The sequence below is a fragment of the Bacillus cereus group sp. BfR-BA-01408 genome, assembly GCF_022663305.1.
In the GTDB taxonomy this organism is placed as follows: domain Bacteria; phylum Bacillota; class Bacilli; order Bacillales; family Bacillaceae_G; genus Bacillus_A; species Bacillus_A pacificus.
This window is the reverse complement of sequence record NZ_JAKUFF010000005.1, coordinates 67,612-85,120: the sequence shown is the minus strand read 5'-3', so window position 1 is coordinate 85,120 and position 17,509 is coordinate 67,612. Positions and strand designations below refer to the sequence as shown.

Sequence of the window (17,509 nt, the reverse complement as noted above, 5' to 3'; positions counted from 1 at the left end):
CACTGGAGGAAAACATGAATATTATTATTTCGAATTCTTCCCAAGACCCTATTTATGTACAAATAAGAAAACAATTAAGCCAGCTTATTTTAAATGGTGGTTTAAAGGGTGGAGACCAATTACCGTCTATTCGTAGCTTAGCGAAGGAATTACAAATTAGTGTAATTACAACGAAGCGTGCGTACGAGGAGCTTGAGAAAGAAGGATATATAGAAACTGTTGCTGGGAAGGGGACTTATGTTTCACGTAAAAATAATGAACTATTAAAAGAACAGCGGCTTCGCCTATTGGAAAGTAAAGCGGAAGAGATTGTGAATGAAAGTAAAGCGTTACAGCTTTCACTTGAAGATTTACAGCAGATGATAGCGTGTTTATATGAGGGGGAATAAAGGGTGTTAGAGCTAAAAAATGTTTGTAAAAGTTATGAAGATTTTGCAGTGAAAAATATAAGTTTTACATTACCACGCGGATATATTATGGGATTTGTCGGACCGAATGGGGCCGGGAAAAGTACGACGATTAAAATGATTATGAATTTAATTAGAAAAAATAGCGGCGATATAAAAATTTTTGGCAAGGACAATAAGAAAGCCGAAAAGGAAATAAAACAAAATATCGGCTTTGTATATGATGAAAATCATTATTACGAAGATTTAACGTGTGAACAAATGAAGCGTATTATTGCACCGTTATATAAAAAGTGGGATGAAGAGCAGTATCAATCGTATATGCATAGATTGCAAGTTCCGAAGTATAAAAAAATTAAAGAACTATCAAAAGGGATGAAAATGAAATTTGCGATTGCCATCGCGCTCTCGCACCACGCAGAATTTATCATCATGGATGAACCAACAGCAGGATTAGATCCAGTTGTTCGAAGTGAATTACTTGATATGTTGCAAGAAATTGTAATGGAAGATGAAGTATCCGTATTATTCTCAACGCACATTACAACAGATTTAGAGCGCATTGCAGATTATATTACGTTTATCAACGATGGAAAAATTATATTTACTGGTGAAAAAGAAGACTTAATGGAGAACTACGTAATCGTAAAAGGAAGTAATGATTTATTAGATCGAGAAGGAAAAGAACTATTTGTTGGATTACGAAAAAATAAATTTGGTTTTGAAGGTTTAGCGAAGGATAAACAAGCAATTATTGACTGGTTTGGAAATGAGGTTGTACTAGAAAAGCCTACATTAGATGATATTATCGTTTACACCGCGAAAGGGAGAAGTGCTTATGCGTCAGCTCGTATATAAAGATTTGTTCTTTTTTCGGGTAACTTGGTTAGTAAATCTTGTTGTCCCCCTTGTATTATTTATGTTAGATCCAGGTGGTGAATTGTTATTTTCGATGAGTTGTCTATTTATAACTCTTTCTTCTGTTATGACACTAATCTTTATGGATGAAAGAAATAAAAGTGACATTGTGATAAATAGTTTACCGGTAAGTCGAAAGGATATCATTATTGCTAGATATATTTCCTGTGCAATATTCATTGTAGGCAGCATATTCTCTACGATGTTAGTTGTTTTTCTTATAAGAGGCATTGTAGTTATTGGTGATATCGGTGCATATCATCCTAATCTATACATTGAAATTCCATGGTATGAAGTCATAAATGGAGCTGTTTACGCTGTATTTTTTGTTGTGACATTTTTTCCAAGTTATTATGTTACAAAGTCAAAGATAGCACGAAGTATAGTATCAGGAGTATCAATGGCAGTTGGTGGGATTGCTTGGATATTTATAGGGGATGGACTGAATGAAACAACGTCATCATTCAGTAATTGGATTATGAATCTTTCGAACATTTTCTTGCTTATAGTTTGGGCGGTTATATTAGTTAGTGTGTATATCGCCTCTATGTTTCTTACAATTAAAATTTACGGAGCACGTGATTTATAGAGAGGGGAATTTAGATGCAGCAATTGATTTTGAAGGAGTTTTTCTTACAGAAGAAGATGTTTCCTTTTTATTTTTTTATACCTATTTTATCCGTTTTTAAAAATTCCGTAGAACCAATGGGGATTGCAATCGGATTATTTATAACATGTAGTACGATTATATATATTTCTTTTTATTATGACGAGAAAAGTAAAGCAGAAAAAGTATTAGTGAGTTTGCCTATAACGAGACAAGAGATAGTTATAGCTAAATATATTTCAAGCACAGTATTTATTATGGGTGGTTTGAGTGTAACTTTTATAGTCATAATATTAAAAAATATTTTGTTGGACGGGGATATAGTTATGCCTGGATATGCAGTGTTTTCAGCAATAGTAGCAACTTTGATTTATTGTGTAGTAACGATACCTGCTAATTACATTGGAGGATATAAAGCTATTACTGTCTTGAATTTAATTATGCTTTTTCCTTTAATGGGTATGATTGGTCTTATGTGCAATGTTTTTGGTGATAAAATAATTATGTTAAAAGTACTTCAATCTGAAGATGCTACGCTAGCAATGGGTGTTCTTGGAACCGGAGTGTTAGTAAGCATATTCATATCAATGATTCTCTCAATGAAGATGTTTCAGGAGGTAGAGTTATAGAAGGGGCATTTTCATATTAGGAGGTGTAATACATGATAAAGCAATTAGTTTTAAAAGATATGATGATGCAAAGAAAGTTAGGGTTTGTTTATCTTATATGTTTCTTGTTCCTACTCATTGTTGATTTTCGCAGTGATAGTTTTTTGATGACATTTAGCATGTTTGTACCTGCTCTTGGCATAATACTCTCAATGAGTTATGAGGGGAAAAATAAAAGTGAAACGATAGTAAATAGTTTACCGTTTGAGCGTAAAGATATTGTAATAGGGAAATACATATTTGTAAGTGTTTTAGTTGCTCTAGGTGGATGGTTCTCACTAGTGGTTGGTTTCATACAGTTACAAAATGAACATATGACTGGATTTATGCTGTGGGGACAAATTCTCGGTGGTATAACAGGTGGGGTTGTTTGTAGCATAATTGTACTTCCGATTGAATTCTCAGTAGGATATAGCAGTGCCAAACAAATTGCTCCGTTCGCCGGACTTGTATTGGGGTATTTAAGTGGACTGATTGTCAGTAACGTCTGGTTAGATGTAGAGAACGCTTGGAGCACGAGTCTAGTCGTAAATATTTGTTTTATAGCAGGGCTCATTCTTTTGTATGTTATGTCCATGTTTTTCTCAATTCATTTGTACAATGAACGTGATCTGTGAGAGGAGGAAAATAGCGTTGAAACAACTAATTTTAAAAGATTTTATCATTCAATGGAAGTTTTTAATTTGGTACATACTGTATCCTGTTTTCTTTTATATGGCCTTAACAGATACGGAAAATCTGTTCATAATTATGTCCGTAATTATTACAATTGGAGCAACAGTAAAAACATTTGAAGCAGATAGTAAAAATGAGAGTGAAGTCATAGTAAATAGTTTACCAATATTAAAAAAACAAATTGTGTATGCGAAATATATAGTAGCAATTATTATTCTTTTTATAAGCGTAACGGTCGGTTGTTTTACGATGGGAATGAAGAATGGGGTTAACCTATTTGAATTTATTGAAACGACAATGGTTGCTAGTATTAGCTTTATTTTAGTGTATTTAAGTTTTGTTCTACCAATATCCTTTTGGTTAGGGTATAAGAAAACTATTTTTATTACGATAGTAATATTCATGGCACCGATAGTTGTTTTAGAAGCTTTGTTTCAAATCAACTTGGAACAAATTCAACTATATAATAACGTGTTATTCATTAGTTCCATATGCATGTTCATAGTATCTATCTTCGTTTCAGTGAAATTGTATGAGAAGAAAGAATTTTAAAAGGTGCCCTATAAAAGGCACCTTCTTCAATAACGACAATAGGAAAGTAAAAGTTTATAAACAGAGAGATTACTCGGTACAACATCTTTCGGAGTATGTAATATAAAGCTGAAAACGATAACGAGAATGAGAAAGAGGAAAAATAAAAATAGGATCTGCTTATGTACGGAATTTTGCATATTATTCACTCCTTTTTTAGGTAGTATGTCCAAAAGAAAGGAGTGTATGAAACATTTTAGGAGGGGAGAATGATGAACAAAAGAAAATGGTTATATAGAATAGGGGTATTTTTCGTTTCAATCGGTCTCATATTAGCAAATGTTTATTCAGATATACCACCGTTATTTCCTAGTTTGCATAAAGGGGTTGGTATAAGTATTGTCATAGTTGGTCTATTTTGTCTTATCACATCAAACTTCTACAGAAAGTCTGAATGAATATAAAAAAGGACAGTTACTCTTTTTCAGAAGAACTGTCCTTTTTAAATAACTTATTCCATAGCTTGGCGATACTCCATATAATGACAAGTGCAATGGAGGCAATAATGGACCAAACGATTGATATTATTTCAAGTGTCATGTTAGGAAGGAATGTGAGAATGGATACTATTTTATGAAACAATGATTCTATTATGTGAAAACTGATTTGTAATAGAACGACGATACTAAGCGTGATCCATGCTAACAGTTGCTTCCCTTTTTCTTTCCACATGACATTCACCTCACGTTAGCTTAATAGTTTTAAGCCAACAGCGCCGCATAGAATGCAGCTTAAGAAAGCAAGACGACGCCAATCCGCTGATTCGCGGAAAATAAGGATGCCTAGAAGTGCACTTCCGGCAGTTCCGATTCCAGTCCAAATCGCGTAAGCAGTTCCCATCGGTAATGTGTTCATCGCTAGGGATAAGAAGAAGAAGCTTACGCCGAAGTTAGCGATTAAAATAACTTTTGGTGCCCAGCCTTTCTTTTCAGTGGCTACTTTCATAAAGAGTACACCAATAATTTCACAAATACCAGCTAGAATTAAAAATACCCAAGCCATTTTATGCGGCCTCCTTCGCTTCTTTTTCTTCTGTTACTCGTTTTAAACCAATTACGCCGAAGAAGATTAAACCAATTAATAATACTTTTACGATAGAGAATGGCTCTCCGAAAACGAAAATTTCTGTAAGAACGATTCCACCAGCTCCAATTCCAGTGAAGACTGCGTATACAGTACCAACAGGTAAATCTTTATAAGCTCTAAATAATAAGATGAAACTGATTGTAATTAATAACGCAACACCAGCCCATTCAAGTGGAGCCTCCGCGTGTTTTAATCCAATTACCCAAAAGATTTCAATAATACCAGCTAAGATTACATAAATCCATGCCATATGTCATTTCTCCTTCCTACCAGTCGTTAGGTAAAGGGCTTAAAAACGACGCATTGCAAAGGAGCAATCCGTCAGTTTGAAAGTCCACGCCAAAATACTTTCCAAGAAGCGTCTAAACGTGTCTCAAAACGATTTAAACCTGCGTATAGTAGTTCAACCATAAGACCGTCAAGTAAGCATAGAAAAGCCTCTAAGGCGTCTTTTACTTCAATGTTATGCAACTCATCTTGTTCGCTTGCTCTTTTAAATACAGGGAATAAAAGTTTTCCGACGTTTTCAATGTGTACATTTGCTTTATTAATAATTTGTTCGCGAAATGCATCAGGCGGAAAATAAGAAGTGCGTAACCAAAACATTGATTCTTCACTTTCACCAAATCGTTTTGCATAGCCCTTTAGTAGCTGTAAGAGCAATTCTTCAGTAGACGAATTGGAAAACTTTTCGATATCGCCTGTGAAGCTCTGTAAATCTTTTTGAAGAGCGGATTCTAAGCATGTAAAATACAGCTCTTCTTTTCCTTTAAAGTGTGCGTAAATTGATGGTTTTTTAATCCCGACTTCTTGAGCAATATTTGCTAATGAAGTTCCTTCGTAGCCGTAGCGTGCGAAATGAGAAAGTGCTACAGCTTTAATGCGGTTTGCTGTCATTTTCATCCCCTACCTACCGTTCGTTAGGTTCATTATATGCAAGTAAAAATATAAAGTCAATAGGTGAAGAGCTGAAAAAGAGCGCTATAGGTAACGCTCTTATTAGACAGTATCTCGTTCAATTAAATGGAATGAAAGCTCTTTTGCGTTCCCGATAATTTGCTCGCTTTGGATTTGTTTATGGAATAAAGAAAACGCATGTGAGCCCATTTCGAGACCGGGATGTTCAATTGTTGAAATTTCTAACGCCTTTGAAATTTCATGATTATCAAATCCGAGGATAGCAAGGTCTTCGGGTATTCGAAGACCTTGCTTGCGAGCCTCTGTTAATAAACCAGCTGCAACTTGATCGTTCGCTGTAAAAATAGCAGTTGGACGATTTTTCATGTTTAAAATACGATGGAGTATTTGTGCACCGTCTTGCATTGTATAGCATTGATAAAAAATCCATTCGGGATGTAACGTTTTGCCTTCGTTACGAAGTGTATCAGCAAACGCTTTTTCACGTTCCATGGAATTTACACTTGTTTTTCTTGCTAAACAAATCCCGATTTTTTCATGTCCTTTATTGAGTAAATAGGCGGTGCCGAGACGGAAACCTTCATAATGATCCACGTAGACAGATGAAATAAGGGGGTGCTTCATTTTTTCGCATGAAATAATAGGAGCAAATTTTGCGAAAGGTTCAATTTGTTCCCATGAACTCGTTCGAGAGCAAATAATCATCCCGTCGAATTGTTTCATTTTCATCATTTCAAGAACACGAATTTCTTCGATACTATCGTAATTCGTTTGACATAAATTAATGTGATATCCAGCTGCTAACGCTTCGTTGCCGATACCTTCAATAATGGTACTGAAGTATGGAAGGTTAATGAAAGGGAGCATAACACCGATTGTATATGTTTTTCCCTTTATTAAATGAATAGCATTTATATTTTTCGCATAGTTCAATTCTTCAACAGCATCTAGAACACGCTTACGTTTTTCTTCTTTTACGTAAGGGTGATTATTTAGGACGCGGGAAACAGTTGATACGGATACACCAGCGGTTTTTGCAATTTGTTTTATATTGGCCATATGTATCACCTCTCTCCTTATTATAAAGGGAAAATAATAAGAATGAAAAAATCTTGACCTGAAAAGCTTTTCACAAACTATGTTATAAATAGGACTTCTGTTATTCGCGTAACCTTTTTATTCGGGCGTGAGAATGATAGGGGTCTTTTTTGCGTTTATAAAAGAAGTTTTGTCAAAATGTGTGAGAATAACGTGGAAAGTTTTCAAATGAAAAACTAGCTGAATCATTCAGCTAGTTTTTGTATGTTATTATTTCTTTTTAATTTTTCCAGTCCACGTTTTGAATCCACCTTGTAATTGGTAGAAATCTTTGTAGCCTTGTTTCTTTAAGTATTGAGCCGCACGACCAGTACGGAATCCGCTTTGGCAGTATAAGTAAACTGGTTGATCTTTACGAAGTTCTTTATGACGAAGGCGAATTTGTGATAACGGAATGTTACGTGCGCCTAAAATATGCCCTGCAGTATATTCGTCTGCTTCGCGAATATCGATAAGCTGTGCTTTACGGTAGCCAGCGCGAAACTCTTCTTCTGAAAGTGTTGTAATTAATTTCTTCTGATAGAAATACATCCATACAGTGTAACCGATGAACGCTACGATTACGGCTAATAAAATAATCCAAGTTGTTGACACGATTCTATCGCTCCCTTTTTTCTTATCCTACTTTCAATATTATAATGCCCATATGTATTTATGCAACAGATTCATTTGTATATAAGAAGAAATTTCGTATTCTTTCACAAATTTTGTCGAATTTGGTAGACTAGAGAATGTGAAAAATAATTGGTTATATGAGGTGCAGGATGGGAAAAGAAAAATGGTGTTATATTAACTCTGGTCAATGTTCACCGGCATTTAATATGGCGTTAGATGAATGTTTATTAAATTGGCAAAGTGAAAAGAAAATGCCACCAACTATTCGCTTTTATGAATGGGAAGTACCAACATTAACAGTCGGGTATTTCCAGCGCGTTGAAAAAGATATTAATATGGATGTAGTTAACGAAAAGAAATATGGATTCGTTCGTCGTCAAACAGGCGGCAGGGGGGTACTACATGATAAAGAATTAACGTACAGTGTTATTGTGTCTGAAGATCATCCAAATATGCCAAAAACAGTTACAGAAGCGTATCGTGTTATTTCGCAAGGTTTATTAGATGGTTTTAAAGCATTAGGGTTAGAAGCGTATTATGCAGTTCCAAAAACAGAAGCAGATCGTGAAAATTTGAAAAATCCACGCTCAGGCGTATGTTTTGATGCACCGTCTTGGTATGAAATTGTAGTAGAAGGAAGAAAAATCGCAGGTAGTGCGCAAACACGTCAAAAAGGTGTTATTTTACAGCACGGGTCGATTCCATTAGAAATAGATTTAGATGAGTTGTATGATCTGTTTTTATTCCCGAATGAACGTGTGAAAGAACGCATGAAGAGTATGTTCTCTTCTAAAGCGGTAGCAATTAATGAATTAACAGACCGTACGTTTACAATCGAGCAGTTAATTAAAGCGTTTGAGGTTGGGTTTGAAAAAGGATTAGATGTAGAGCTTGTTCCGTATGAATTAACAGAAGAACAATTACATGAAGTGCAAACGTTAGCAAAAGAAAAGTATGAAAGTAAAGAATGGAATTATAAAAAATAAGAGGTGGCAATTGCCGCCTCTTATTTTTTTATAGTAAATTAAGTACTTTTTCTACTTTGATTCCTTTATCTTGTAAAGAACGAAGGCGATTGACAACGTCCATAATTTCTTTGTCAAATGTAACGCTAATACCTTGGCTTTGTAGTTCTTCTTTTAAGCCTTCAATAGAATCATCTATGTCGATGCCAAGCTCGTAATCTTGACAAACTTCAATTGTCTTTTTCACGAGTTTCACATAATTTTCTTGTAGTTTTGAATTTGTTTCAGTCAAAGCAGGTTGCTTCGGTTTTGCAGGCGCGACCGGTGCTGTCTCTTGCTTTGTAACCGGAGTTGGTACTTCTCGTTTCACAGGTGCTGGAGTAGATAATTCTACAGCTGCTTCTACACTTACTGGCTTCGGTGTCGGTGCCGGAGTAGGCTTAGGTGTTGGTGCTGTAGCAGGTGTTTCCACACGTGTAACAGTCTTTGGAGCAGGTGTAACTGCTTTTGGAGCTTCTACAATTACTTCTTTTTTCGGAGTAGCTTCTACAACTGTTTCTTCTTGTTCAGCAGCCTCTTTATTTTCTTTACTCCACATAACGCGTTCTATTTCTAGAGAAACATTATTTTTGTTCATCGCTGTTAATGTAACTTTACCAACTTCAGCGTTTCCAGTGAAATCAACAATTTTATAAATAACACTCTTGTTCCAATCCACGTTTCCGCTCAAAAATAATTCTTCGTTACATTTCGGCGTTAAGCCCTCGATTTTAATTTCTGCGTTTACACCGTTTTCACTATATACCATAATTAGCGAAGCACTTACATCTTCGTCTGCTAACATTAGTTCACGTACCATTTTGCCGGTGCGTACTTGCGTTTTCTTCTTAACTGACATCTAATTTCTCCTCTCAAAAATTCAGTAATAATAAAAAAATCGTATAACGAAAAATAATTGCTCACGAAGATTTATGATACCGATAATAAAAGCATCACGTCAACAATTAACTTTAATTATTTTGCATTTTTCTTATTTTCTTTATGAAATTTTTCAATTTGTAAAATTAGACAGAAGAAAAACAGCCTTTTGAAGGGCTGTTAAAATTTAGATGTTTTATATAAAAATTTGTATAAAATATAAAAAGAAAGTGTAACAAGGGCACCTTGCAAAATAGACAAATTATAAAATAAGTATGGGCGTGTTTTGAAAAATACGTTTGAAAAAACTGATAAGATAAAAGGTATAAATACTGATAATAAGAGGAGTACTTTTTGTTTCCAGGAAACCATTATTGTAAAAGAAAAACGTCTAAATAAAGAAAAAGTTATGAAAGCGCCAATTGCTAAAACAATAGCAGATAATATTGTTCCAGGAATACTAAATGGGATTCCTGAAGTGTTTGTATTTGAAAATAATTTTTGTATAAGAGTAGTGAATGTATCGTATCCAATTTGAACAGATAATAATAAACTAACTGCAAACCCAATAACGGCAGCTTGTTGGAAAGGATTTTGATGTTCCGAAGACTTAATTAATTCATCGCAGTACGCTTTTAAATCTTCTCCGAAAATGTCATGTGCAGTTTTACCGTCTTCTTGCGCTTCTAAAAGATGATCCAATATTTCTAAAAGTAATTCTTCCATTTGTTTTTGTGGAACGCTAGTAAGGCGTAAATAAATAAGCATATCACCATAAGCAGCTTCGTTTTCAGCTGTTAATAACTTTCTTTTTTCATTGTTTAACTGAACCATTTCTTTTTCGGTCATCGTATCGTTACTCCTTTTTAAAGTCTAAATATTCTCTTTTGAAGAAGATTTTGTATAGTGCATAGCAAGAGATAGCCAGTAAAGCGCCAATCCAAGGTGAGATTTGTAATGTAGTATAGGGCTGTTTAATAAATAAAAAGGAAATACCGATTAATAGTATCCATAGGCTATGGCGTATGAAAAATCCTCCAATATGCCTCCAAATAGTTGTTTTATTTTTAAATAAATCAGTATTTATAAAATCGAAAACAAAACGTATCATAAGATGTACGGACAATATAAATGCAAGCAGATAAATGAAATCGATGTGTACAAATTTAAAACGTGCTTCATTTGAAAATAAGGGAAATACCAATGCAATTACGGAAGAAACAGCAAAATATATTGCTAATAAATAACTAGTTATAAATAAAGGAATCGATAATTGTTCCCATAAACTTGGCTTAGGTAGGGCAGCAATTAGTTCATCGCAGTATGCCTGTAAGTCATCGCCGAACATATCATAAGCATTTTTTTCTTCTTGCTGCCCTTCAATAAGGTGATCTAGAATTTCAATTAGCAATTCTTCCGCATGGTATTCTGGCACTTTAGCTAAGCGGATGTATATTAACATGTCGCTATAGGCGTTTTCATTTTCTGTAGTTAATAATTTACGCTTTTGGTTATTTAGTTCGATTAAATCTTTCGCTTCCATCCTCATCACTCCCCCTGTAATAAATTGTTCACCGTTGTTGAAACCATTCCCCAACTTTGTTTAAATTCTTCAAGCTGTTCTAATCCTTTATCCGTTACGTGATAATATTTTCTCTTTGGGCCAAGTGAGGAGGCTTTTAATGTTCCTTCAATCAATTTCTCTTTTTGCATACGTAACAATAACGGATATATGCTTCCTTCACTTACGAATGTAAATCCGTGTTTATTTAATTTTGTACTCAGTTCATATCCGTACACTTCTTCTTGTGAAATGATGTATAGGATGCAACCTTCGAGCACACCTTTTAACATTTGGCTGTGCATGATTTCACCACCTTTTACTCAGGTAACTTGCTGTGCAAGGTAGCTGTTATCCAAATTATAACATTCAGTAACTTGCAACGCAAGTTACTGAAGTGGAAAACTTTAATGCGTGTTAATTTTTCATCGTTTCCCATACTAACGAGAGGAGGGAAGCATATGAAACCATTTATGCCAAAACTCGTTTACTTTGAACCGAAGGCACTGGAATATCCACTTGGAAAAGAGCTGTATGAGAAGTTTACGAAGATGGGACTAGAGATTCGTGAAACGACATCCCATAATCAAATTAGAAATTTGCCGGGTGAAAATGATTTGCAAAAGTATCGTAATGCAAAGGCAACGCTTGTCGTTGGGGTGAGGAAGACATTAAAGTTTGATACGTCAAAGCCGTCAGCTGAATATGCAATTCCGCTCGCAACAGGATGTATGGGACATTGTCATTATTGTTACTTGCAAACGACACTTGGGAGTAAGCCTTACGTTCGCGTGTATGTGAATCTTGATGAAATATTTGAGAAGGCACAGCAATATATGGATGAAAGAGCACCTGAAATAACAAGGTTTGAAGCTGCTTGTACATCAGATATCGTTGGGATCGATCATTTAACACATGCATTAAAGCGCGCGATCGAATTCATTGGAGAAAGTGAGCATGGGCGTTTACGTTTCGTTACGAAATATTCGCACGTTGATCATTTGTTAGATGCAAAACATAACGGGAAAACTCGTTTCAGGTTTAGTATTAATTCACGGTATGTAATTAAAAATTTTGAGCCAGGGACGTCACCGTTTGAAGAACGAATTGAAGCGGCTCGTAAAGTAGCAGGCGCGGGTTATCCACTTGGTTTTATAGTTGCGCCGCTTTATATGCATGAAGGATGGGAAGAAGGATATCGTGAACTATTTGAGCGACTGTATAATGCATTAAAAGATTTGTCGATACCGAATTTAACATTTGAATTAATTCAACATCGCTTTACAAAACCTGCAAAAAAGGTCATACAAGAGCGTTATCCGAATACAAAGCTTGAAATGGATGAAGAGAAGCGAAAATATAAATGGGGACGGTACGGCATTGGGAAATACGTATATAAAAAAGATGACGCAGCAGTATTAGAAGAAACAATAAGAGGTTATATACATGAGTTTTTTCCTGATGCAGAAATACAATACTTCACTTAAGAGGAGTCTGTATGCAAATACAGATTCTTTTTGTTTTATATATTTAGGCTTGTTTTCAACTTGTCACGTTATTCTTTCTGGTGTATCATTTTATTGATTGCTTCGTACGGAATGAGCAAAATGAAATTGGATGGAGGAAACCGATGCCTACCCCTAGTATGGAAGATTATATTGAACAAATTTATTTGTTGATTGATGAAAAGGGTTATGCCCGCGTATCTGATATTGCTGAAGCGCTTAGTGTACATCCATCCTCTGTAACAAAAATGGTGCAAAAATTAGACAAAGATGAATATCTAATTTATGAAAAATATAGAGGGCTTGTATTAACATCAAAAGGTAAAAAAATCGGAGAACGTCTCGTATATCGTCATGAATTGTTAGAGCAATTTATGCGTATTATCGGTGTGGATGAAAGTAAGATTTACAATGATGTAGAAGGAATTGAACATCATTTAAGCTGGGAAGCAATTGATCGCATTGGTGATTTAGTGCAATACTTTGAACAAGATGAGGTTCGAGTGGAAACACTTCGTGGCGTTCAAAAAGCAAATGAAGAGAAAAGTAATTAAGGGGAACGTAAGTCGTTTCCTTTTTTATTTCAATCGAAAAGGATGGGAGAATTATGAAAGCAATTATTTTTGATTTTGATGGATTAATTGTGGACACAGAAACAATATGGTTTCACTCTTTCAGAGACGCCGTTCGTGAGTACGGTGAGGAGTTACCTTTAGAAGAATTTGCAAAGTGTATTGGAACGACAGATGATGTACTGTATGCATATTTAAATGAGCAATTAAAAGAGAAGTTTAACAAGCATGCATTAAAAGAAAAAGTGAAAATTTTACATAAAGAAAAAATGAAAACACCAGAAGCTCGTGACGGGGTAAAAGAATACTTACAAGAAGCGAAAGAAATGGGATTAAAAATCGCGTTAGCATCTAGTTCATCTAGAGAATGGGTGATTCCTTTTTTAGAAGAGCTACAAATTCGAGATTATTTTGAAGTTATTAAAACGAGAGAAGATGTTGAAAAGGTAAAACCAGATCCAGCACTTTATCAAATTGCGATAGAAGATTTAGGGATTGATCCGTCTGAGGCTGTTGTATTTGAAGACTCGTTAAACGGATTGAAAGCAGTGATTGCAGCAGGGTTAACGTGCGTCGTTGTACCTAATGATGTGACACGTAATTTACCATTTGCAAATCATCATCTTCGAATTGAAAGTATGAAAGATAAAAGCTTGAAAGAAGTACTGCAAAATATAAAGAAAGACCGTATTTCCTAAAAGGAAGCACGGTCTTTCTTTTTGTTTTTTTTACCTTCAATGACAGTTAAATGAGATTGTTTTCTTTTTCGCTTTAAAGAAGAAAGATTCCCTTTTTTCCCTTTGTCATTAGAAGCGTTTGATTTAAAGAAAGAATTGCTTAGGGGTGCTACGTTTTGTTTCCCGTGTTTGCGGCTCGATTGTTTTGCAGCACGCTTATATGAGCTTTGCGAATTTGCTGAACCGCTAGAGTTTGTAAACATTTTGTAGAGTAAATAAAAGATACCAACGACAGCCAACATGATACCAATATTTCTTAACACTCCCATTGGATCTGTAATGACAGATGAAACAAGGCCGAATATTGCTAATCCGATAATAAGCACAAATATAGCGAAAGTAAACGAACGACCGTTCATAAGGAACACCTCCTAAAAACATATATTAAAATTAGTATATTAACGATGAGGAAAGGAGTTGAACACCATTTTTAAATAATTATTGTTTGTTTTCTAAACGTAATAATTCTTCAAACGATGCAATGGCTACTTCCACTTGATCATCTGTTGGTTCTTTCGTTGTTAATAGTTGTAGCCATAATCCGGGATATCCAAGTATGCGTAATACTGGAATATCGCGTAATCGATTCGTAAATTGTAACACTTCAAAAGAAATGCCGAGAACGACTGGAATTAATAAAATTCGGTTTACCACTCTGGCCCAAAGTGGATCTGTAGGGACAAGGAAATAAACAAACATTCCAATAATGACTGTAAATATAATGAAGCTACTGCCACAACGATAATGAAGGCGAGTTTGTTTTTGAACATTTTCTACAGTCAATGAAAGATTATTCTCATAGGCATTAATGACTTTATGCTCCGCACCATGGTACTGAAATACCCGCTTAATGAGTGGCGTTAAAGAAATAAAGTATATATAGCTCAATAATAGCATGAGCTTAATGACACTTTCGACAATGATTTGCCCTGTATGAGATGGGAAAATCGGTCTCGTTAATTCAGCTAGTAATGCAGGAACTGCTGTGAAAATGACTTTACCGAATATGAAAGATAAAACGCCAACTGCTGCAACTCCTAATACCATCGTTAACTTCGATTGTTCTTCTTTTTTATTTGCAATTTGTTCATCTTCTTCTGGGTGAACATCAAATCGTTCTGAAGCAAAGTTTAAATGTTTTGCCCCGTTCGCGCTTGCATCCACAATAGCGGCAATCCCTCGTAAAAATGGAATTTTTTTCAGGATAGATAATGCTTTATTACGAACGCGTGGTAATCGATAAAATTCAATCGATTTATCTTTACGACGAACCGCTGTAACAGTATATTCTCTACCGCCAAACATAACTCCTTCTATGACTGCTTGCCCGCCATATATTTGTTTTGACTCTTCTGCCATGTTAACACCAACCTGTATTTGTTTCTCTCTTATGTAGAAAAAGAGGCAATTGTCATACTGGGTTCTGTCGTTTTGAAATAAGACAATCACCGAGTTTCCTTTATTTTATCGACAAATACAAGTAGATGACAAGGAAAAATGTTACGAGAGTCGGACATTTCTTATTCTTTTTATAGACAAATTTCGCAGTATTTAAACATGGTTCAAAATAGTTTCGGGCATACTATTGAGCGGAGGTGTCGATGTGAGTCAAGAACAATTAGGAACAAGGAATTTTGTACAAATTGGTTTATTTGGTGGACTGTTTTGGGGAGGGATATGGTATTTCCTTCATATATTTTCATTTACAGAAGCGGGACCGAACTATTTATTATTACCATTTGCCTTTGGAAGTTGGAAAGAAGGGGTATGGGGAAATGTGTCAGGAATTGTTTGTATGGGACTACTTTCGATTTTAATTGCCTTTTTGTATAAAGCGTTTTTGGCAAAGTTTGAAGGAGTTCTTCCAGGGATGATTTATGGTCTATTTTGGTGGGCGTTACTATTTTTCGGAGTGGGGTTAATAGCGCCTGCTATTAAAAGTGCACTCCATTTACCGAAAGAAACAATTGTGACGACGATATGCATTTTTATATTGTATGGTGTGTTTATAGCATACTCTGTTTCCTATGCAGTAAATACAAATAAAGCTGGGCGAGAAGGAGGAGAGAAGACAAACTATTCAAATAAGTAACTCCTATGTTAAAATGTTATATAGATATTTAATATTAAGGAGTTTTAAACATATGAAAAAGGTACTCCTCGTAAACGGTCCTAACCTAAATCGCCTCGGTGTCAGGGAGGTAAATGTATATGGAAAGGGCACGCTAGCGACACTTGAAGCAGATATGAAGCAAGAAGCAGAAACAATGGGAGTGGAGTTAGAATGTTTCCAATCGAATCATGAAGGTGCGATTATCGATCGTATTCATGAGGCGGAAGATATATATGAAGGGATCATTTTAAATCCTGGAGCATTTACGCATTATAGCTATGCGATTCGAGATGCAATTGCAAGCATTTCGATTCCTGTTATTGAAGTACATATTTCTAACATTCATCAGCGTGAGTCGTTCCGTCACGAATCTGTGACGGCAGCTGTTTGTGCGGGACAAATTGTTGGATTTGGTTTTTATGGCTATAAGTTAGCGTTATTTGCATTAATGGAGAAATTGAGGGAGGCATAAAGTAATGGAGAAAATCGAAAGATTAAGAAGTGCATTTGATGAGGCTGGTATTGACGGTATTTTGTTAACAAATGAACATAGTCGTAGATATATGGCTAACTTCACAGGAACAGCTGGTGTTGTACTCATTTCGAAAAACCGCGCTCAATTTATTACAGATTTCCGTTACGTAGAGCAAGCTACTAAACAAGCGGTTGGATACGAAATTGTACAGCATGCAGGATTAATTATTGATGAAGTTGCAAAGCAAGTGAAAAAATTAGGAATTCAAAAGCTTGGCTTTGAGCAAGATACTCTTACATATAGTTCTTATTCAGCTCATAAAGAAGCGATTGATGCTGAATTTATCCCAACTTCTGGGCTTGTAGAAAAGTTACGCTTGATAAAGACTGATTCAGAGATTAAGATATTAAAGGAAGCTGCACAGATTGCAGATGCTGCCTTTGAACATATTCTATCATTCATTCGCCCGGGAGTATCTGAAATTGAAGTGTCAAATGAACTTGAATTTTTCATGAGAAAACAAGGAGCAACATCTTCTTCGTTTGATATTATCGTTGCTTCAGGTCTTCGTTCGGCATTACCGCACGGCGTGGCATCTGAAAAAGTGATAGAAACAGGAGATTTCGTTACATTAGACTTCGGCGCTTATTACAAAGGATATTGCTCTGATATTACTCGTACGATTGCAGTTGGTGAACCATCTGATAAATTGAAAGAAATTTATAATATCGTTTTAGAAGCACAATTACGTGGTGTGAACGGTATTAAAGCTGGTTTAACTGGCCGTGAAGCGGATGCGTTAACGCGTGATTACATAACGGAAAAAGGATACGGTGAATACTTCGGACATTCTACTGGTCATGGAATCGGTCTTGAAATCCATGAAGCACCAGGTTTAGCATTCCGTTCTGATACAGTGCTTGAACCAGGTATGGCTGTAACAGTAGAGCCAGGTATTTATATTCCAGGTATTGGCGGCGTACGTATTGAAGATGATATCATTGTGACAAGTGAAGGTAATGAAGTAATTACGAAATCACCAAAAGAACTTATTATTTTGTAATACACAGGAGGATTTTT

General features: G+C 35.5%; 26 protein-coding genes. 14 read left to right on the top strand and 12 right to left on the bottom strand.

What is annotated here, in order from left to right; all coding sequences use genetic code 11:
* Nucleotides 1-14 precede the first annotated feature (14 nt).
* The 7 genes from MR083_RS04800 to MR083_RS04770 all read left to right on the top strand — a co-directional run bounded on the left by MR083_RS04800 (nt 15) and on the right by MR083_RS04770 (nt 4,264).
* Entirely contained in the window at nt 15-389 is a 375-nt protein-coding gene (locus MR083_RS04800) for a GntR family transcriptional regulator (protein ID WP_001021351.1), read from the top strand.
* A 3-nt stretch (nt 390-392) separates the two neighbouring features.
* Nucleotides 393-1,265: an ABC transporter ATP-binding protein gene (locus tag MR083_RS04795; RefSeq protein WP_242268648.1), complete on the top strand. Its 873-nt coding sequence runs from the start codon at nt 393-395 to the stop codon at nt 1,263-1,265.
* Nucleotides 1,246-1,914 carry an ABC-2 transporter permease gene (locus tag MR083_RS04790; RefSeq protein WP_139866688.1) on the top strand — a complete coding sequence of 223 codons (669 nt, stop codon included), beginning with the start codon at nt 1,246-1,248 and terminating at the stop codon, nt 1,912-1,914. Before MR083_RS04795 ends, MR083_RS04790 begins: the two co-directional genes overlap by 20 nt.
* 14 nt (nt 1,915-1,928) lie before the next feature.
* Complete coding sequence (locus MR083_RS04785; protein WP_242268645.1) at nt 1,929-2,561, top strand: ABC-2 transporter permease; 633 nt, start codon at nt 1,929-1,931, stop codon at nt 2,559-2,561.
* A 32-nt stretch (nt 2,562-2,593) separates the two neighbouring features.
* Nucleotides 2,594-3,217, top strand: coding sequence for an ABC-2 transporter permease (locus tag MR083_RS04780; protein ID WP_242268643.1), 624 nt, complete (start codon nt 2,594-2,596; stop codon nt 3,215-3,217).
* Nucleotides 3,201-3,827, top strand: coding sequence for an ABC-2 transporter permease (locus MR083_RS04775; RefSeq protein WP_041184494.1), 627 nt, complete (start codon nt 3,201-3,203; stop codon nt 3,825-3,827). Before MR083_RS04780 ends, MR083_RS04775 begins: the two co-directional genes overlap by 17 nt.
* Nucleotides 3,828-4,075: 248 nt before the next feature.
* Nucleotides 4,076-4,264 (top strand): hypothetical protein, encoded by a 189-nt coding sequence (locus MR083_RS04770; protein WP_041184700.1) that lies wholly within the window; start codon nt 4,076-4,078, stop codon nt 4,262-4,264.
* Between the two features lie 16 nt (nt 4,265-4,280).
* On the opposite strand, the gene MR083_RS04765 is transcribed toward MR083_RS04770, so the two are convergent.
* The 6 genes from MR083_RS04765 to MR083_RS04740 form a co-directional block, all read right to left on the bottom strand.
* Nucleotides 4,281-4,538 (bottom strand): DUF3975 family protein, encoded by a 258-nt coding sequence (locus MR083_RS04765; protein ID WP_073530053.1) that lies wholly within the window; start codon nt 4,536-4,538, stop codon nt 4,281-4,283.
* A gap of 15 nt (nt 4,539-4,553) precedes the next feature.
* On the bottom strand, nt 4,554-4,868 hold the full coding sequence (locus MR083_RS04760; protein ID WP_000312623.1) for a DMT family transporter: 315 nt from the start codon (nt 4,866-4,868) through the stop codon (nt 4,554-4,556).
* 1 nt (nt 4,869) lies between these two features.
* Entirely contained in the window at nt 4,870-5,202 is a 333-nt protein-coding gene (locus MR083_RS04755; protein WP_042875534.1) for a DMT family transporter, read from the bottom strand.
* 71 nt (nt 5,203-5,273) lie between these two features.
* On the bottom strand, nt 5,274-5,855 hold the full coding sequence (locus MR083_RS04750) for a TetR/AcrR family transcriptional regulator (protein WP_002022358.1): 582 nt from the start codon (nt 5,853-5,855) through the stop codon (nt 5,274-5,276).
* Nucleotides 5,856-5,951: 96 nt separating this feature from the next.
* Nucleotides 5,952-6,929: a LacI family DNA-binding transcriptional regulator gene (locus tag MR083_RS04745; RefSeq protein WP_242268641.1), complete on the bottom strand. Its 978-nt coding sequence runs from the start codon at nt 6,927-6,929 to the stop codon at nt 5,952-5,954.
* 249 nt (nt 6,930-7,178) lie between these two features.
* The gene (locus tag MR083_RS04740; protein ID WP_000108655.1) at nt 7,179-7,562 is read right to left on the bottom strand and encodes a rhodanese-like domain-containing protein; all 384 of its coding nucleotides are present in this window, start codon (nt 7,560-7,562) and stop codon (nt 7,179-7,181) included.
* 170 nt (nt 7,563-7,732) lie between these two features.
* Here MR083_RS04740 and MR083_RS04735 point away from each other — a divergent pair, with 170 nt between their 5' ends.
* The gene (locus MR083_RS04735; protein WP_000514079.1) at nt 7,733-8,569 is read left to right on the top strand and encodes a lipoate--protein ligase family protein; all 837 of its coding nucleotides are present in this window, start codon (nt 7,733-7,735) and stop codon (nt 8,567-8,569) included.
* 28 nt (nt 8,570-8,597) lie between these two features.
* On the opposite strand, the gene MR083_RS04730 is transcribed toward MR083_RS04735, so the two are convergent.
* The 4 genes from MR083_RS04730 to MR083_RS04715 form a co-directional block, all read right to left on the bottom strand.
* A complete protein-coding gene (locus MR083_RS04730) occupies nt 8,598-9,446 on the bottom strand; it encodes a hypothetical protein (RefSeq protein ID WP_000111937.1) in 849 nt (282 codons plus the stop codon).
* Nucleotides 9,447-9,646: 200 nt separating this feature from the next.
* Nucleotides 9,647-10,315, bottom strand: a complete 669-nt coding sequence (locus tag MR083_RS04725; protein WP_242268639.1) for a DUF1048 domain-containing protein — start codon at nt 10,313-10,315, stop codon at nt 9,647-9,649.
* A 7-nt stretch (nt 10,316-10,322) separates the two neighbouring features.
* Nucleotides 10,323-11,009, bottom strand: a complete 687-nt coding sequence (locus MR083_RS04720) for a DUF1129 family protein (RefSeq protein WP_242268637.1) — start codon at nt 11,007-11,009, stop codon at nt 10,323-10,325.
* Nucleotides 11,010-11,014: 5 nt separating this feature from the next.
* Nucleotides 11,015-11,332 (bottom strand): PadR family transcriptional regulator, encoded by a 318-nt coding sequence (locus tag MR083_RS04715; protein WP_000556083.1) that lies wholly within the window; start codon nt 11,330-11,332, stop codon nt 11,015-11,017.
* Between the two features lie 156 nt (nt 11,333-11,488).
* Here MR083_RS04715 and splB point away from each other — a divergent pair, with 156 nt between their 5' ends.
* From splB to MR083_RS04700, 3 genes are all read left to right on the top strand, one after another.
* The gene (splB, locus tag MR083_RS04710; protein WP_000802119.1) at nt 11,489-12,514 is read left to right on the top strand and encodes a spore photoproduct lyase; all 1,026 of its coding nucleotides are present in this window, start codon (nt 11,489-11,491) and stop codon (nt 12,512-12,514) included.
* A gap of 143 nt (nt 12,515-12,657) precedes the next feature.
* Complete coding sequence (gene mntR / locus MR083_RS04705) at nt 12,658-13,086, top strand: transcriptional regulator MntR (protein ID WP_001143076.1); 429 nt, start codon at nt 12,658-12,660, stop codon at nt 13,084-13,086.
* A 53-nt stretch (nt 13,087-13,139) separates the two neighbouring features.
* Nucleotides 13,140-13,802, top strand: coding sequence for an HAD family hydrolase (locus MR083_RS04700; RefSeq protein WP_242268635.1), 663 nt, complete (start codon nt 13,140-13,142; stop codon nt 13,800-13,802).
* Here MR083_RS04700 and MR083_RS04695 read toward each other — a convergent pair.
* Both MR083_RS04695 and MR083_RS04690 read right to left on the bottom strand, forming a co-directional pair.
* Nucleotides 13,799-14,200, bottom strand: coding sequence for an SA1362 family protein (locus MR083_RS04695; RefSeq protein ID WP_001014446.1), 402 nt, complete (start codon nt 14,198-14,200; stop codon nt 13,799-13,801). The two genes, MR083_RS04700 and MR083_RS04695, sit on opposite strands and share 4 nt — an antisense overlap.
* Before the next feature lie 79 nt (nt 14,201-14,279).
* Nucleotides 14,280-15,200 (bottom strand): DUF1385 domain-containing protein, encoded by a 921-nt coding sequence (locus tag MR083_RS04690; RefSeq protein ID WP_000807112.1) that lies wholly within the window; start codon nt 15,198-15,200, stop codon nt 14,280-14,282.
* 244 nt (nt 15,201-15,444) lie between these two features.
* Here MR083_RS04690 and MR083_RS04685 point away from each other — a divergent pair, with 244 nt between their 5' ends.
* The 3 genes from MR083_RS04685 to pepQ are packed head-to-tail and all read left to right on the top strand — an operon-like array spanning nt 15,445 to nt 17,492.
* Nucleotides 15,445-15,933 (top strand): YqhR family membrane protein, encoded by a 489-nt coding sequence (locus MR083_RS04685; RefSeq protein ID WP_242268633.1) that lies wholly within the window; start codon nt 15,445-15,447, stop codon nt 15,931-15,933.
* 52 nt (nt 15,934-15,985) lie between these two features.
* Nucleotides 15,986-16,426, top strand: coding sequence for a type II 3-dehydroquinate dehydratase (aroQ, locus tag MR083_RS04680; RefSeq protein ID WP_000757087.1), 441 nt, complete (start codon nt 15,986-15,988; stop codon nt 16,424-16,426).
* A 4-nt stretch (nt 16,427-16,430) separates the two neighbouring features.
* Nucleotides 16,431-17,492 carry a Xaa-Pro dipeptidase gene (gene pepQ / locus MR083_RS04675; protein ID WP_242268631.1) on the top strand — a complete coding sequence of 354 codons (1,062 nt, stop codon included), beginning with the start codon at nt 16,431-16,433 and terminating at the stop codon, nt 17,490-17,492.
* The last annotated feature ends 17 nt before the right edge of the window (nt 17,493-17,509 follow it).